This is a genomic window from Alteromonas sp. 07-89-2, from assembly GCF_013113925.1.
In the GTDB taxonomy this organism is placed as follows: Bacteria; Pseudomonadota; Gammaproteobacteria; order Enterobacterales; family Alteromonadaceae; genus Alteromonas; species Alteromonas macleodii.
Window position 1 is genome coordinate 75,265 of sequence record NZ_VTYM01000024.1, and the last position, 16,787, is coordinate 92,051.

General features: G+C 45.5%; 11 protein-coding genes. 10 read left to right on the forward strand and 1 reads right to left on the reverse strand.

The features are described from left to right. Positions 1 to 98 precede the first annotated feature (98 nt). Both F0261_RS15420 and F0261_RS15425 read left to right on the forward strand, forming a co-directional pair. On the forward strand, positions 99 to 3,077 hold the full coding sequence (locus F0261_RS15420) for a bifunctional diguanylate cyclase/phosphodiesterase (RefSeq protein ID WP_171338392.1): 2,979 nt from the start codon (positions 99 to 101) through the stop codon (positions 3,075 to 3,077). 11 nt (positions 3,078 to 3,088) lie between these two features. Next, entirely contained in the window at positions 3,089 to 3,463 is a 375-nt protein-coding gene (locus tag F0261_RS15425; RefSeq protein ID WP_014950757.1) for a PH domain-containing protein, read from the forward strand. 236 nt (positions 3,464 to 3,699) lie between these two features. Here F0261_RS15425 and F0261_RS15430 read toward each other — a convergent pair whose 3' ends face one another. Next, positions 3,700 to 5,913, reverse strand: a complete 2,214-nt coding sequence (locus tag F0261_RS15430; RefSeq protein ID WP_014980342.1) for a S9 family peptidase — start codon at positions 5,911 to 5,913, stop codon at positions 3,700 to 3,702. A gap of 70 nt (positions 5,914 to 5,983) precedes the next feature. Between F0261_RS15430 and F0261_RS15435 the strand changes: the two genes are divergently transcribed. From F0261_RS15435 to F0261_RS15470, 8 genes are all read left to right on the forward strand, one after another. After that, complete coding sequence (locus tag F0261_RS15435) at positions 5,984 to 6,607, forward strand: NAD(P)H-binding protein (protein ID WP_014980341.1); 624 nt, start codon at positions 5,984 to 5,986, stop codon at positions 6,605 to 6,607. Between the two features lie 140 nt (positions 6,608 to 6,747). Then, a complete protein-coding gene (locus tag F0261_RS15440; protein ID WP_171338393.1) occupies positions 6,748 to 7,566 on the forward strand; it encodes a tRNA1(Val) (adenine(37)-N6)-methyltransferase in 819 nt (272 codons plus the stop codon). Positions 7,567 to 7,579: 13 nt separating this feature from the next. Continuing rightward, positions 7,580 to 7,999 (forward strand): YgjV family protein, encoded by a 420-nt coding sequence (locus tag F0261_RS15445; RefSeq protein ID WP_253819431.1) that lies wholly within the window; start codon positions 7,580 to 7,582, stop codon positions 7,997 to 7,999. 203 nt (positions 8,000 to 8,202) lie between these two features. Further along, positions 8,203 to 8,775 carry a hypothetical protein gene (locus F0261_RS15450; protein WP_014980338.1) on the forward strand — a complete coding sequence of 191 codons (573 nt, stop codon included), beginning with the start codon at positions 8,203 to 8,205 and terminating at the stop codon, positions 8,773 to 8,775. Next, positions 8,753 to 10,978: a UDP-forming cellulose synthase catalytic subunit gene (bcsA, locus tag F0261_RS15455; protein WP_171338394.1), complete on the forward strand. Its 2,226-nt coding sequence runs from the start codon at positions 8,753 to 8,755 to the stop codon at positions 10,976 to 10,978. The genes F0261_RS15450 and bcsA overlap by 23 nt, the downstream gene beginning before the upstream one ends. Further along, positions 10,975 to 13,251, forward strand: coding sequence for a cellulose biosynthesis cyclic di-GMP-binding regulatory protein BcsB (locus F0261_RS15460; protein WP_171338395.1), 2,277 nt, complete (start codon positions 10,975 to 10,977; stop codon positions 13,249 to 13,251). Before bcsA ends, F0261_RS15460 begins: the two co-directional genes overlap by 4 nt. Positions 13,252 to 13,280: 29 nt before the next feature. After that, positions 13,281 to 14,351, forward strand: coding sequence for a glycosyl hydrolase family 8 (locus F0261_RS15465; protein ID WP_367613869.1), 1,071 nt, complete (start codon positions 13,281 to 13,283; stop codon positions 14,349 to 14,351). Then, a complete protein-coding gene (locus F0261_RS15470; protein ID WP_171338397.1) occupies positions 14,348 to 16,771 on the forward strand; it encodes a cellulose synthase subunit BcsC-related outer membrane protein in 2,424 nt (807 codons plus the stop codon). Before F0261_RS15465 ends, F0261_RS15470 begins: the two co-directional genes overlap by 4 nt. The last annotated feature ends 16 nt before the right edge of the window (positions 16,772 to 16,787 follow it).

A 16,787-nucleotide genomic window follows, 5' to 3' on the forward strand; every position in this document is an offset into this window, starting at 1 on the left:
CTATTAGATAACGCCAGAGCCTACACCACATAAGACAATTCATATTTATTTAATAATTCTACTTTAGTATACCGGCGCTAGTTACCGGAGACAGGCACATGTTAAGCAAACACAACCATCGTATTTACGCCTTACCTACGGTTTTGTTTCTTTTTCTCACCTTTTTATTTGTTTCAGCTGGTGTTTTTATTCAAAACGATGAACGCGCAGCACGTATTTCTAAAGCGCAGTCGGTTGCAGAGCAGGTAAAAATTAGTCTTGAAGTTTTCTCAAGCGAACGTATTCAAGCGCTGCACAACCTTATGCGAAACTGGCCCACCTTTGAGCCAAACCAAGTAGACTGGTTTAATGCGCAAGCCCTGTCATTGATGGGCATGCAGCGAGGCTTTTCATCGTTGGTATTTGTCGATGCTAACGGTGAGATAGCGTGGGTGGCAACGCCATCTTCCGGTATTAAAACCCGTATAGACAACAGCCTCATTGGCCATCCTATGGACGCGTTGGGCTTAAACATATCGCGTTTGTCCGAGGATTTGGAAAGCACGCTTTTGTATTCAGATGCTGCTCAACATCACTTTATCGTTGTGGGCAGGGCCATAAGCCCTCAAGAGCCTGAGCACGGATTTCTGGTGGCGGGGTTCGACATACAAACCATATTAACCGTGATGTTAGGCGAGCTAGTAGGCCCACAGTTTAACTTCCAGCTTAACGCCGACAGTGCAACGCTTTTTCAAAGCGGTGAGTTAATCAACGATGGCACCATTGTGTCGCTTTTGCCGTTCAGTTTTTTAGAACGCGATTTTTACCTTTCCATGCAGTCTCAGCTAAGCCCATATAACGCTGGCTTGTTAATTATTATGATTGGACTGTTGATGTCAGCGCTAGTGAGCTATGTGCTGCACAAGCAGCTTAAAGGTGCGGTCAATTTATCCGTAAGTCAGCAGCGTTACCTCACCGCTAGCGAAGCCTCCCTTGATGCGCTTCTTATTTATCAGCCAATAGATGATGACTTTTCTCTGGTAGAAGCAAACTCATACAGTCGCTACCTATTTCGCGGTGCATGTGATGTATTGCGGTCTATGAGCTTAGCCGAGCAAACGCGTTATTTAGGCTTAAGCAGTGAATTTAAAAACGCCAAAAACGTGGCTGAACTTGGCGTGCCTTATGAAGCTCACCTTGCCATTCATAGTGATAAGATTGCGCCTCAATGGATAAAAGTTCAGGTGGTAAAAGCTGGTGACAATATTGCGGTGACCGTAAGGGACGTGACCGAACGTTTTCGCGCCCAGCATGATTTAAAGCGTAGCGAAGAAAAGTATCGCCGCTTAGTTGACGGCATGCACCGCCACTTTGTTTACACCAAGACCGTCGAGCACAACTTTATGTATGTGAGCGCAGGTATTGAAAAGATTTTAGGGTTTAGCGCAGAAGACTTCTGTGCAAACGAGTCGAAGTACGTTCGCCAAGTACCTGACGAGACGTTTGAGATACGCCAAACCATTGCCCGTGGCGAAAAGCCCGAGCCTTATATTGTGCATTATCAAGGCAAGGTCGGCGAGCCGTTAGCGATTGAATTTTCAGACACACCCATTGTCGACGAGCAAGGACTACTGGTTGCCGTTGAAGGCATAGCTCGCGATGTGACGAAAGAGCTGGCGCTGCAGGAAGAAGTGTATTTTCAAGCTAACCATGACCAGTTAACCGGGCTGTTTAATCGCTATGCATTTGATGAAAAACTGCGAGCGATCCTTGATGAAACGCATAAAGCGGCTGGTCAGCAGGGCGAGAGCAAGGCTTTAAACCACGTTGATTTTGAAAAAGTGGCGAGTATCAATTTTCCTCGCGCTTACCACAAGCAAAGCGTGATGTGCTTTATCGATATGGATCGATTCAAGTTAGTAAACGACAGCTGTGGTCATCCAGCGGGCGATAAGCTGCTAAAAGAAATCTCCACCATATTTAGGCAATACGTGAATGGGCAAGATCTGCTTGCCCGAATAGGGGGAGACGAGTTCTGCATTATATTTCGCAATCAAAGTTTGGATGAGGTGACCAAGCGCCTAGACAAGCTTTTATTGGCGATTTCAAATTATCGTTTTGTTTATGACGACAAGTTGTTCTTTGTGGGGGCAAGCATTGGTGTTATCGAAATAAACGAGAGTACACAAAGTGCAGAAGCGTTAATTAAAGCTGCTGACAACGCGTGTTACAAAGCCAAACACTTGGGTCGAAACCGTTACTTTGTGTTTCATGATAATGACTCGCAAATGGCCATTGATGACAGTGAAAACCAGGTGTTACATGCCTTGCATCACGCATTACAAAACGACGGGTTTGAGTTGTATAGCCAAGCTATCATGCCGCTTAACGTGCCCAATCAAGAAAAGGCCGCCCAACTTCAGCATTACGAGATCTTGCTTCGTCTAAATGCAAAAGACAGTGGCCTTATAAGTCCAGGGCTTTTCATCCCGTTGGCAGAACGCCACGGTTTAATGAACAAAGTGGATATGTGGGTAGTAGATAACACCCTTAAAACTCTTGAACGTAACCCCGCTCACATCGATAACGTGGGCAAAGTCGCGATTAATTTATCGGGTATTACATTGGGTGATGAAATGGCGCTGCATAAGATTGCCAAGCGTATGCAAAGTACTTCTGTACCTGCTGAGAAAATTTGTTTTGAAATTACAGAAACAACAGCGGTAACTAACTTAAGCGCTGCTAAACATTTCATTTCTACACTACGCGATTTGGGGTGTAGCTTTGCCTTAGACGACTTTGGGGCAGGTATGTCCTCGTTCACCTATCTTAAAAACCTAGATGTTGATTACGTTAAGATCGATGGCTCCTTTGTGCGAAATATCGTTCACGATCCTATCGATCATGCTACAGTAACTGCGATAAATAATATCGCGCACAGTATGGGTAAACAGACTGTGGCCGAGTTTGTGGTCGATAACGCGACCGCCGAAGTTTTACGAGAGCTTAAAGTAGATTTCGGTCAAGGCTTTGCTTTAGATAAACCCAAGCCACTGGCGCATAGAGTTCAATGGCGAGTTAAACTTGCCTCTGCCTAAAAGGAAATGTCATGGGTTTATTTGATACCATCATGGGTAATGCAAGCGAGACTAGCGCTTCAGATGTTCAAGAAGAGCTTACGCCTATACTTGCTGCTAACGAAACCGTTACCTCTGCGTTTAAGCTAGTGCGCGATTTAAGTGTATTCACAAACAAGCGCCTAATTCTTATAGATAAGCAAGGCCTTACCGGGCGCAAAGTGAACTATCACTCAATACCTTATAAATCTATCACGCAGTTTATCGTTGAGACGGCAGGGCATTTTGATACTGACGCCGAGCTTAAAATCTGGCTGTCGGGCAAAGCCGATCCTATCGAGATTGAACTAAGTGCATCGTCTGCTCAGGCGGTACAGCAAAACCTAGCAACCCAGATGTTTAGCTAGTTTCTGCATTTGTAATATTTGATTGATGCTTTGAAGTAGCAAGTGAAGAAAGTCTAATCACCCTGCAAGTGCACAAAGCGCCACAACGCAAACATGTACAAAATAAGCGTTAATTAAACTGACCAAACAAAAAAGCGATGCCTTCATAAGCATCGCTTTTTGCTTTTTACTACTTTCTAGGGCTTGTTGAGCTTGGATGTACAGGAGAGATCAACAGGCCCCAGGCTCTAACCGTATTAGTCTTTCAAGTTACGGTTAAAGAAGTTAGTAATAGTTTTGTATAAATGAATGCCCGTTTGCTTACCACGGATGCTGTGCTTCTTGCCCGGGTAATCCATAGTTTCAAATGGAATTGCCAAGTCTTGAAGGTGCTTGTATAGCATCGTTGAATGGGTAAACAACACGTTGTCATCTGCCATGCCGTGGTAAATCAAAAGGTCGCCCTTCAGGTCTTTTGCGTAAGGGAATACTGAAGACGCAGTGTAAGCATCATCATCTGTATTTGGGTTGCCCATGTAGCGTTCAGTGTAGTGGGTATCGTATAAGCGCCAGTCAGTTACCGGCGCACCCGACACGCCAGCTGCAAAGTAATCGCCCGCTTTGAACATGGTCATCAGCGTCATGTAGCCGCCATAGCTGTGGCCATGAACACCAATACGCTCAGCGTCAACGTAGTCAAGCGTACGCAAGAACTCTACGCCAGCAACCTGATCGTCCACTTCAATAAAGCCCATTTTTTTATAAATAGGATCTTCAAAGCCTTTACCGCGATAGTTAGAGCCGCGGTTATCTAGCGTAAATACCACATAGCCTTGATCAACCCAGTGTTGGAATAGCAAGCCACGGTTACCCGCCCAGCTGTTTGTTACCACTTGTGCGTGCGGGCCGCCGTATAGGTAAACAATAACAGGGTGCTTCTGTTTAGGATTTTGCTTGGCACTATCAGGCGTGTAAATTCGATATTTAAGGGTTGCGCCATCCTTTGTGGTGATGTCACCAAACTCAGGTGCCGTCCAGCTATCCATGTAAGCGTGCAGAGGGTGGCCTTCTTCAACTTTATTTTCTTCAAGCCAGGTAATTCGCTCGCCGGTAGCACTATTTAGGCTAACTTGTGCAGGAGAGTTAATCGTTGAGAAACGGTCAATAAAGATAGAGGCATCTTTGCTAAATGCCGCGCTGTGATACGCGCCTAGTTCAGTGATACGCGAAATCTCGCCGCCATCTAAAGGCACGCTGTAAACATGGCTTTCTAGTGGGGTGTCTTTCCGGCCAGAGAAGTACAAACGGTTGTTCGCTGTATCAATAGCTTCAACGCTGTCCACGACCCAGTCGCCTTTGGTTAATTGCTTAACCATTTTGCCGCTGTTGTTAAATAGGTAAAGGTGTTTAAAACCGTCACGCTCAGACGCCCAAATAAATTGGCCTTTGTCTTTTAGGAAGTAAAGGTCGTTGTGCAGGTTTACCCACGTGTTGCTTGATTCTGTAAGCAGCACGTTTTCTTTTTTGCTGTTAAGGTCGAACGCGCGCAGCTCCAGTGTTTGCTGATCCCGTGTCTGCCACTGGTAGGTAAAGGTGGTGCTATTTGGCATCCACTTACCGCGAGCAAAATAAATGTCGTTATCTTCGCCTAAATCCACCCAGGTGCGATCGCCAGAGTTGATGTTTTGAATAGCAAGTTCCACCAAGACGTTTGGCGTACCTGCTTTCGGGTATTTCTGTTCGATAAGCTTGATGTCGTCAGCATAGATTTCAGAACGCGTGATCACATCTACCGGGCTTTCATCAACCTTGGTAAAGGCAATTTTAGTCTCATCTGGCGACCACCAGTATCCGGTCATACGGCCCATTTCTTCTTGCGCCACAAATTCGGCCATACCAAATTTAATGTTGTCGCCACCTTCTTTGGTAATTGCCGTTTCTTTACCCGATTCAATGTGTTTTACATAAAGGTTCTGGTCGCGAATGAAGGAAATGTAGTTACCTTTTGGTGATAATTTAATATCAGTTTCAAAAGCGTCAGTATCTAAAAGTTGCTTCGCCCCTTTTTCGCCCAGCTTGTGATAAAACACATCGCCCCCTAATGGGAACAGTAATGCTTTACCATCGTCCGACCACTGGTAGCTTACAATACCGCTGCCAGATAAACGCATACGCTCGCGTCGCGCTTTCTCTTCATCAGAAAGCACTTCTTCGCCGCTTTGTAGGTCGTTTGAGTCGAAAAGCATGCGAGTTTGGCCACTTTCAATATGGTATTCCCATAGATCTAGGCGCTCGTAGTCGGTTTGCTTACCTTTAAGAAATGTTACCCGTTGACCGTCAGGTGATACTTTTAACGAACGGGGTGCGTTGCCATCGAGTGAAGGAGAAGAGAAAATACGCTCAATTGTGAGCGTTTCAGCGTTTAAAGCAGTAGAGAGCATAGCGGCTCCAATTAAAAGGGCTTTTTTCATTTTTATCTGCATATTTGACTGTCGAAGGTTTGATTGTAGTTATATCAATTTATGATACAAGGTGCGACATATGAAATCCGCAATGGTGCTAGGAGCGACAGGTTTAGTGGGACGAACGCTTGTAAATATGCTGTTACAGGATAGACGGTACAATGAGGTAACCTGCTTAGTCAGAAAACCGCTCTCCTCCAGTATGTTTAACGACCCTCACAATCGCCTAAAACCTGTCGTTATAGACTTCGACAATCTACAGGACTATCAAGGCTACTTTAGCGTAAATCATGTGTACTGTTGTCTGGGCACCACGCTTAAAAAGGCGGGCTCTAAACAAGCCTTTCGCCGCGTTGACTTTGAGTATGTGCATGTTGCCGCACAGCTTACCCGTGCACAGCGCGCAGACAGTTTTGTGTGGATATCTTCGGTCGGCGCTGATGCAAAAAGTAGTAACTTTTATTTGCGTGTAAAAGGCGAGCTAGAAAACGCGATTATGCGAATGCCTCAGTTACCCCATGCCTCTGCAGTGCGCCCTTCATTACTGTTGGGCGAACGCGATGAATCTCGAACGCTGGAAGATATAGCGCAGAAAACGGCGCCCATATGGCAAAGCATAATGAAAGGTCCGTTAAAGAAATACCGACCCGTTCATGCCGTTGACGTGGCCAGAAATATGATGTCGCTGCAGCGCTGGAAATAAGCGCTCACAGTAAATGTCACAACCTTAACGTGAAGCACAACCCGACTTGATATAGAATGCGCGCCTTTTAACGCACTAGGTAATACGACTTCCTTATGTTCCGCTGTAAACAATTCACCGTAGCACAGGACAAATGCGCGATGAAAGTGAACACCGACAGTCTGATTTTAGGAAGTTGGGCACAGTTTCGAGCAAACTTCAGCCATGCTCCACGTATCTTGGATATCGGCACCGGCAGTGGCATTTTAGCGTTGATGATGGCCCAAAAAGCTGCGCACTTTTGCAATCCGAATGGTGAAGCGCAGAACGTTCAAAGCAGTTCAATTGACATCAGCTCGTTCGATAATGGCGCAGCCAGAATTGACGCGATAGAAATAGATGAGCAAGCCGCAGCGCAGGCCGCTACCAACTTTAAAAATGCAAAATGGGCCAAACAGCTGTTTATTTACTGCTGTGATGTAACTGGCTACACCTCACCCCACTTGTATGACCTCGTGATTTCTAATCCGCCTTACTTTGACACGCCAGCTACACTTTCAAATGCGTACAGCAAGCAAAGCCAATCTCGCTCGGTGGCAAGGCAAACGTCTGCATTGGGCCCAGATGAACTTTTTAGTGCAAGCAGCAAGTTGTTAATAGAACAAGGGCAAATGTACTGCGTATACCCAGCGTCGATGGAAGCCTCGGCTATCGAAACGGCTGAAGGTTATGGCCTATCGCTGGCAGATATTCTTTATGTAAAGCATACATCTAACAAATCGCCTTATCTTTGCGCGTTCCACTTTAAAAAAGTAATGAAGGGCGCAAGTGATAATCTTAAAAACGTTACTGCACATCGGGAATGGCCGAGCTTAACAGCGAAAAATGCAATCAAAAATGAGCTGATAATTAGGGATCAAAAGGGCGAATATACCAGTGAATACAAAGCCCTTTGTCAGCCTTTCTACCTTAAATTTTAATGAGCTTATATCAATGAACATAGTTGCAGAAGGCTTTGGCGCAATAGCCGTTGTTTTAAATTTTATTGGGTATCGCCAAACGAACGTAGACAAGTATTTGCTTATTTCTGCGTTTGCCTTAAGTGCACTTAGCGTGCATTTTTTTATGCTAGATGCCATGGCCGCAGGCATTGGAACACTGCTTGCCAGCGTTCGTAACTTTATTGCCATTAAACATAGAAGCAATGCCATTTTATTTTTCTTTGTTGCGGTGAATCTAGGCTTCCTCGCTTATGAGTGGTTTGTGCTAGAGCACAGCTGGATAATCTTCATTGCCTATGCGTCGTCACTTATTTTTACAGTGGGATCTCTGGTTATCCGCAGTACGCACACTATTAGAAAGGTTTTTCTTGTTGCTGAAACTTTGGGGCTGCTTTCCTGCGACTTATGCTAGCTGCTATATGGCTTTTCATATAGTCTGCACACCCATGTAGGCCTTGCCCTACATGACTTATACCAAAGTTCAATGAGCTAAAGTTCAATATCAATTTGCGTATGTAAGCGTATCATTATTAATCAGTAAGTATGGTTTCAGCAATTTTTCCTCTGAATGTACGGAAGTAGACTCAGTGTGTAGTAATGAGGGGAGTGTGCGCAGTGAAATTAGTAGATAACTCACAACAATTTGATCAATCACCTACGCTTGAACAATCGTTTCAGAGCGCTATTAATGAAGGCGCTGCGGTAAACGTGTTTGAGCTTGCTCAACAGTTTAAAAATACCAACCCTGCTTTTAAAAAACCTCAACTGGTTGAAGAACGCACGAGTTTAGAGACAGAGCAGCTGTGGAAGAAGCGTCTTTCGATGCTGCTTGACGCAGAAAATAAACTTATGAAAGTTATACGTTTTCGCAAAATTACTGGTATATTTACTGTTGCAAGTATGGCTATGTTTTTATTTTCCCTGTACATAGCGCCAACAATGTCGCCCGTATTTTTCTATGGCCTTATTGTTGTGGCTGCATTTGGAATGGCAACGTATCCGGCGTGGTTATTAGCGTCTAAAAGCAATAAAAAGCAGAGAGACGACATTTCTCGTTTGTTTTATAAAAGTAATCACGAGATCGAAATGTCGGACGGTAAAATTACGTTAATTAACAGGGCGAACTATGCAAGTGTAACGCAAATACACGTATTGGATCGCAAACTTGGACTATTCGCAAACTCGTAGGCAACACTACACCTCTCAGTTCATTATTGTTCTGTTAGTAGCATCCTTTATTCTTGGGGTGCTACTGTTGGCACCCATGGATGCATCGGGTCAGCTTCTCTCTTCAATCGTTATTCTCATCGCAATATCCTTGTGCAGCAAAGAAGCGCGGCACACGCAAAAATACCAGCATTTATTCCGCATTTTAGCTCTGGTGCTAGCCATTGCGCTTAGCGTCAGGTATTTGCTGTGGCGTGGTATTTACACGCTAACCTACTCAGATTTTCTTTCAATGATTGCCGTCTGTCTATTATTTGGCGCTGAAATTTATGCGGGGATAACATCCGTGTTAGGGGCGATCGTTAACGCGTTTCCGCTCAGTCGACCGCTTTTGTCTCTGGAAGGGGTAGATAAATCAATTTTGCCCAGCGTAGACGTCATGATCCCGAGTTATAACGAAGATGAAGGGATATTAGAAGTCACTATCCGCGCTGCAAAAATGCTCGATTACCCTAAAGAAAAGCTTCGTATTCATTTGCTTGACGATGGCGGAACCGACCAGAAAATTAACGCTGAAAACCCTGTGTCAGCGGCCACTGCAAAACAGCGGCGACAAGATTTGCAAGCACTGTGCAAGCGTTTGGATATTACCTATCACACTCGAGCAAAAAATGAGTTTGCCAAGGCGGGTAATGTGAACAGTGCAATACAAAATACCACGGGTGATTTGATTGTTATCTTGGATGCTGATCATGTTCCTACTTCGGATTTTCTTGATAGAACCGTGCCGTGGATGCTTAAAAACGAGAAGGTCTTTCTCGTTCAAACCCCTCATTTTATGGCTAACCCAGATCCTGTTGAGCGTAACTACTTCTCTGCGTTTACTCGCATGCCTTCAGAAAACGACATGTTTTACGGCACTATACAGAAAGGCTTAGACTACTGGGGGAGTTCCTTCTTCTGTGGATCAGCCGCATTGATGAGAAGAAAGCACCTCGATTTGGTTGGGGGCATTTCCGGCGACTCTATCACTGAAGATGCAGAAACCGCGTTAGATCTTCACAAAATGGGCTACGAGTCTGTATATGTGGACAGACCTATGGTAAGCGGCCTTGCGCCAGAAACTTTTGATGCGTTTATTCAGCAGCGTATGCGCTGGGCACAAGGTATGACGCAGATTTTACTACTTAAAAAGCCTTTTAAAGCGCAAGGACTAAAATGGTATCAGCGAGTGGGCTACATGAGTTCAATCATGTTTTGGCTGTTCCCGTTCGCTCGCGTCATCTTTTTGCTTATGCCACTGGCGTATTTGGTCTTTGGGCTTCAGGTTTACCATGCATCGATGCTGGAAATTTTTGCCTTCACCCTGCCTCACGTTATTGCCACTTACATGATATCTACCATGCTCTTTGGGCGAACCCGATGGCCCTTAGTGTCAGAATTATATGAAATACTACAGTGCGCATTTACGCTAAACGCATTAATAAAGGTTTTCTTAAAGCCGCGGGCACCTTCATTTGTTGTTACGCCAAAAGGAGAGAGTCTTGACAGAACCTTTGTATCGCCACTATCGAGCGTGTTTTACTGGCTAATATTGGTAATCACATTCGCATTAGGGAGCGGCGTCTATAAGTTCATAACAGAGCCTCTTACACGCGAACTTACTGTGGTGGTCATGTTGTGGAATGTATTTAATTTGATTCTATTGTTGTCTGTTCTTAGTGTGTTATTAGAGCGGAAACAGGTGCGCAGTCAGGCACGTCTACCAGCTACCAACAGTGTCGTTATTAAGACCACAAGCGATGAAGCATGGGTTGGAGATTTGGTCGATCTTTCGCTTGGTGGAGCTCGGTTACGCTTGAAAGGTGAGGGAGCGTTAGTACCTGAAAATGCCACGCTCACATCGTGGAGTCACGCACTGAATAAGAACGTTCATTTGCCAATTAGCGTTCTGCATTACGACAATAGGTCAAAAATTCTTCGAGTACGCTTTATGCCTCAAACCGAAGAACAAGAAAATGAAGTCGTCGCCTATTCACTGTGTGATAGTCTGCGCTGGATGTCGTTTCAACGAAGAAGAACAAGGGCTATCTCATATTGGTTCGGCGCAAAACATGTGTTGAAAGTTGGGTTAAAGCCTGTTTTATTGCATATGCTTGTATTAATGGGGAAATTCGCCGGGAAATTAGGTTTGCTTGCTAAACCGGCAAAGGAAAATCAATGATAAAAAAATACCTTATGTTCATCGTATGTTTGTGCATGCCTTTTACCCTAGCGGCGCAAACTGACACGTATCGATTAACCGACTTTTTTGGCGGTGAAAGTACCGTGCGCTTGCAGGGAAAATCTGCCTCCATTGATATTCCAATTCCCCTTAGTTCAGTAACTGATGTGGACAGCGCGCTACTTACATTAGAAGTGGTCAGCTCGCAGGCGTTAATCAAAAAGCGTTCTCAGCTGTATGTGAGATTCAATAATGCGACCATTGGACAGATTGCGTTCGACCCAGACAGACCTTCTCTTGTATCTGAAATTGCGATCCCTACTTCATTGTGGCGAGCCGGGTTTAACTCTCTGACACTAGCGGTAAGTCAGCACTATGCCGAGCAATGCGTTGACGGCAGTGCGCCTGAATTGTGGAGCGAAATTAATGCATACAACTCAACGCTAAAAATTGCGACGTCGGTGAATGAAAAGCGCTTCACGTTAGACGAGCTGAGCGGATTCTTTAATCCAGGAATTGGCGGACAGCGAAACGTTCAGCTTTACACGGCGCGAGAAGCTGATGATCAAATTAAATATCAGACACTTCCCATTGTTTCTCAAGCCCTGTCTCTTAGGAATCAATATCAGCCGCTTATTATCGAGCATGACAGCTTTGCTGATGGTTACGTTTTGCCTCAGCTAGAAGACACAGAAAATAGTTTTTGGAACGACCAAAATGTTGCTCGCTACGAGCGTGCTGCATGGTATCTCAAAGCCAAGCAAAAGCAGCCTGTTCATATTCTAGTTGGTACAGTCGACGCATTATCACCTGTGTTATCTGACGAAGTGATTAACGACATTGATGGCGCGTTTCTAAAAGCACAACGCACCCCTGCGTTTGTAAAAGACAGTAAAGTCATTGTACCGGCTAGCTACCGCCTTATTGTCAGCGGTACTACGCAAGATGAAGTACTTGAGGCAGCGAAAGCTTTGGCGGTAATGGACGATGCGATTAACCCTATTTCACAAGTCACCGTACTTTCACAGTCACAAATGCAGGCGGAAACGCTGCAGCGGCATCGCATTCTGAACCCAGACAATCACTACACATTCCAAGACTTTGGTGTGGCGACCACTCAGTTTAGGGATGAGGGGAACTTCACCAAACGGGTGTCATTCAGATTGCCTGCAGATTTTTATGTACCTGAAAACGCGAGCGTGAGCTTGCTCTTAGATTTTGGATATGGCGCAGGTTTTGGGCCAGGTTCGGTTATGAATGTAAGCGTGAATGACGAACTTGTACACGGTTTGTCTCTTAATAATATTAACGGACAATCCTACCGAGACTATCAGCTAAGAATACCTGCACGGTTCTTCAAAGGCGGGACGAATAATTTAGACTTTGCGGTAACCATGAGAGCGCCGTTAGCAGGTGTGCCTTGTGATGATATTCCTGGTTCCCACCTCGTGTTCCAGCTTGATGATTCTTCGGCAATAAAGCTACCTGATGCAGGAAACGTGGCAGTTCAACCTAATCTCGTCTTGCTTTCAGAAACGGCTTACCCGTTTGCGCGCTTTAAGTCAGCACCATCGTCAACCATAGCTATTCCGTCAGATGACTATTTAGATACAGCGTTAACCCTTTCAGCGAAATTAGCGCAAGTAGCCCAAGTGCCTTTATTGAACGTGAAAATAGCAACTGGAAACGACATTACAACCGAAGGTTCTGTGATTGTTCTAGGTACCCCTGAAAGCTTAACGAATATTGAGCAGTCTGAATTCAGTACGGCCATTGAGGCAACGAAACGCTGGTCTTATCGGTTACAGAACAATCTGTACAATCGCGTAAGAAACCTGACTGACGATCAGTCTTTCAAAGAAATGCGCATAGACGGTCATACCGTTCAAGAAAGTGACTTAGGTGAGCAAGCAGTACTTACTGCACAGGCACACCCTGTTTCATCACAAACCGATACCTTGTTCATTGTTGCAGCGCAGACGCCGGAACTTCTTCAAGCTAGAGTCGAGGATCTGGTTAGTTTGTCGATGTGGGGGCAGATGGCAGGGGATTTCTTCGCATGGAAAGATGGTCTTTCGCCATCACTCATCATGCAGGTAAGCGATAAATATGAAGTGGGTGAAGCCGACGACAGCTGGCTGCATTTACGACTATGGCTGTCTAACAACCCGTGGTATTGGTTAATAGGCTTTATATTGGTTGTATTTGTTGTGAGCCTACTTATTTACCTGTTGCTTAAACGCAGAAATAAACAAGTGCAAGACTCATGGTAAAGCGGCATTACGCAACAAAAGCGACGCTAGTGATAGGTTTTTTGTTCCTGTTGGCGTCGTGCTCTACCAAGGAAGATAGCGAATTCAAGTCTCAGTACATAGCGTATAAGGCATTGTTTGTTGACGGCGGGCGCGTGGTAGACACAGGAAATGATGATGTGTCTCACAGCGAAGGGCAAGGGTACGGTATGCTCTTTGCCGTCGCCGCCAACGATAAAGATACCTTTGATGCATTATGGCACTGGACACAACGTACGCTTATGCGCGAAGACGGGCTCTTTAGCTGGCGCTACCGACCTTGTGTGGATAATTCATCTTCTTGTATCGATGACCCTAATAATGCCTCTGATGGTGAGATTCTTATTGCGTGGGCATTATTGCGTGCAAGTGAAAAGTGGGGCGTTGGTAAGTATGAGGAGGACGCCAGGAATATTGTACGTGCTGTAGAGCAGAAACTTCTGGTGGTGAATAATAACAGTGTAGTGCTCTTGCCAGGGGAATACGGATTTGCATCTGACCAAACAGGAGATAGCAGCCTTCAGCTAAATCTGTCCTATTGGGTTTTTCCCGCCATAATTGACCTGTCTTCGCTGTCGGATACTCCGTCACGTTGGGAAAGCCTGTTCGAATCGGGCTTGGTCTTGCTGTCTAATATGCAGTTTTCTACCTACCAATTGCCCAGTGATTGGGTGCGTTTCACCCCTAATAGTACTGAGTCCGATAACAGTAAGATTGGTGCGTTAAGTTTAGATAATGTGATATCGCCTGAGTTTGGTTTTAATGCGATCCGTATACCGCTTCAGCTTGCCTGGTCCCCACGTTTTCGCCAAAACGCTAGGTTAACTGAGAAGCTACTTTCTCCCTACTATGCATGGTGGGCGATAACGCCTACGCCAGCTACCATCAACCTGTTAAACGAGGAAACCGCTGAATACGAAATGTCTAAGGGAATGCGTTCAGTGCAGATGGCCGTAAACAGCTTGATGAAATCAGAAGAAAAGCAAAGGCCAGAGTGGCCTGAGATCAATCGAAACATGGATTATTACTCGGCAAGTTTAACGCTGCTTTCTATGCTAGCAGTTTTGGATAACGCATCGTGAAAACTCGGTTTACTCGCACGTCTTTGTATCTGGCACTAGGCGCTTTGGCCACGTCACTTGTGTCGGTGCAGGCATACGGACAAGCTAAAACAACGTACAAAGAAAAAGATTTGGGTATATTACCTGCACAACAAGATCAGCCGGATTTAACAGGGCTTTGGTACCATATTAATGAGCGACAGATTCAACAAGCTAATGAAGAGTTTACGCGCTTAAAAGCTCGTTACCCTACGTGGCAGGTGCCACAAGAAGTCGAAACCGAACTAAACAGAATAAACGGCCGCTTAAAAGGTACTATCAAGCCTGTAGTTTCAGCGCCAAGAGAATCGCTTCAGGCTTTAAAAAAGCAGCCAGATAAGCCCGCTTCTAAATTCCTCCCGCTCGAACAATTTGCTCAGTTAACGCCGAAAGCCAGAGCAAATACGCCGAAGCAAAAAGTAGAAACGCTTATTGCATTGAGCAATCAAATTAAGCGTACTGATTTTTACTTGCTTATGGGGTGGACCGCCATTGATAAAGGCATGTTAGAAATGGCAACGCAGCAGTTCTCTCAGGCCCAACAATCGGCAGTTCGTGATATCGATAAACAATCCGCTCAACAAGGCCTTAACAGTGTCACTGGTATTAAGCTACAGCAGGCATTGTCTTTGCGCGATACGACAACGCTGGGGCAACTTCTCAAATCTGATAACAGCGGCTACGTGAAAGAAGTGCTGCAGGGCGCGGCATGGCAACAATACGACTTGAAAAATTACGACTTTGCCGACGCGCTATTTAGTTTGGTGAACGATAACGAAGGCAGGTATTTGTCACTTAGCGCGCAAAGCAGCGACACGGCCAAGCAAAGCGCGTTCGACCTAGCATGTAGTGTCAATACTGAGGTTTTCATTCGACGCTGTGCTGATAGTCTGGCTAGCCGACAGGCTCAGTTTTACGATACACGGCGCTACAAGCAAAGTATTGAGTCAGGCGAAGCGCTCGCCCGTTTGCGACCTTTAAGCATAGATGAGCAAGCACTAATTGGGTGGGCTGCTAAAGAGATACAAGACACCACAACCGCCACCGCTGCGTTCGAGCGAGTGCTCGGGAAGACGCCAACCGATGCGGTAATTGCCAATGAATTGGTTACAATTAATCAAGACGACGAAGCCACACTGAACCGATTGGCGCTGAGATACAGTGCGGTAAAAAGCATATTGCAAGAACGCACCACACGTAACGCCTGGCCCAGAAAACAGTTTTGGCTAGCCTATCAAAATCGCGATGCGCGGGGAGTTACAGCACAAACTAAAGATGGCCTAAGTGCAGTCTACGGTATTAGTACTCGCAGTCGAAGCGGAAGTGAGGGGCTCGGTAATTTCGATGTTCTGTCGCAATATATCGGCATTGGCAGCGGTTATGAAAACTGGCTGTGGCAAGTATCGCTCGACTATAAGCAATTCTACAGCGGTCGCCCTCAAGTTGGCGACTGGTTTGGTAACAACCAATTGAGTGGAGCATTTTCGGGAATAAGCGGTTTTGAAGATAAGGGGCTTCGCGCCGAAGCGCATTATCAGGCACCTGATTTCAATTTTTACGCTAATCTTGAATATGCCATGTTCGATCAACCCGTTGGCGCTAAAGTAACCGGGCAAATATCTGCAACCAAATTTCTTACCAGTACAACGGTAGCTACAACCTTATTTAGAAAGGCAAAAGAAGACAGCTTATTAAGCCAAACCGGAACCTTCAATGCTAATCACGCGAAACCTTGGGGCTACGTAATAGAAAGTGGCATAAGAGGGTTAGTAGCGCATGCAGTAGCCGACAACTGGTCTGTTGCAGGTACTGCTCAGGTTAGTCGCTTAGAAGGCGAGCAGGTTGCCGATAATAGCGCGTTCTCTCTACGGGGGGATGTAAGTTACGATATTGCTACCATGATATCTCCAAAGCTTGACTATTGGCGTGTAGGGCCATTCTTGAGCTATACAAGCTACGATAAAAATTTAAGCGGCTTTACGGTCGGCAATGGTGGTTACTTTAGCCCCAGTCAGTTTGTCAGCATCGGGGGCTATTCAGAGCTGTTAACGCTTGAGGCGCTAAACTGGCAAGTTAAACTTCGAAGTTCGCTTGCGCTTTCACGTGTTGAACAAGACGATGATCTGCGCTTTCCGATTGGAGGTGCATTTCCTACGGCAGACGAGAACGCGACCCTTGGTGAAAGCTCAGATACGGGTTTAAGCGGAAATTTTATGGCTGAAGGTCAGTATCGAATCAATCACAACTGGATTGTGGCTGGGTATATAGGAAAAGCATTTGCGGTTGAGTACCAAGCATTTGAAGCGGGTATTCAGATAAGGTGGCGAGAAGGGCGAGGTGCTGGTGTAACAAGTGATGAGCTTTTGCTGTCTTCGCCAAGATTAAGCGGCTTTGCACTATAAAGCCGCTTTTGCCTGA

What these genes read in the sequence shown, in the direction of transcription:
- F0261_RS15420 (WP_171338392.1), top strand. Translation starts at nt 99, where the DNA reads ATGTTAAGCAAACACAACCATCGTATTTACGCCTTACCTACGGTTTTG.
- F0261_RS15425 (WP_014950757.1), top strand. Translation starts at nt 3,089, where the DNA reads ATGGGTTTATTTGATACCATCATGGGTAATGCAAGCGAGACTAGCGCT.
- F0261_RS15430 (WP_014980342.1), bottom strand. Translation starts at nt 5,913, where the DNA reads ATGAAAAAAGCCCTTTTAATTGGAGCCGCTATGCTCTCTACTGCTTTA.
- F0261_RS15435 (WP_014980341.1), top strand. Translation starts at nt 5,984, where the DNA reads ATGAAATCCGCAATGGTGCTAGGAGCGACAGGTTTAGTGGGACGAACG.
- F0261_RS15440 (WP_171338393.1), top strand. Translation starts at nt 6,748, where the DNA reads ATGAAAGTGAACACCGACAGTCTGATTTTAGGAAGTTGGGCACAGTTT.
- F0261_RS15445 (WP_253819431.1), top strand. Translation starts at nt 7,580, where the DNA reads ATGAACATAGTTGCAGAAGGCTTTGGCGCAATAGCCGTTGTTTTAAAT.
- F0261_RS15460 (WP_171338395.1), top strand. Translation starts at nt 10,975, where the DNA reads ATGATAAAAAAATACCTTATGTTCATCGTATGTTTGTGCATGCCTTTT.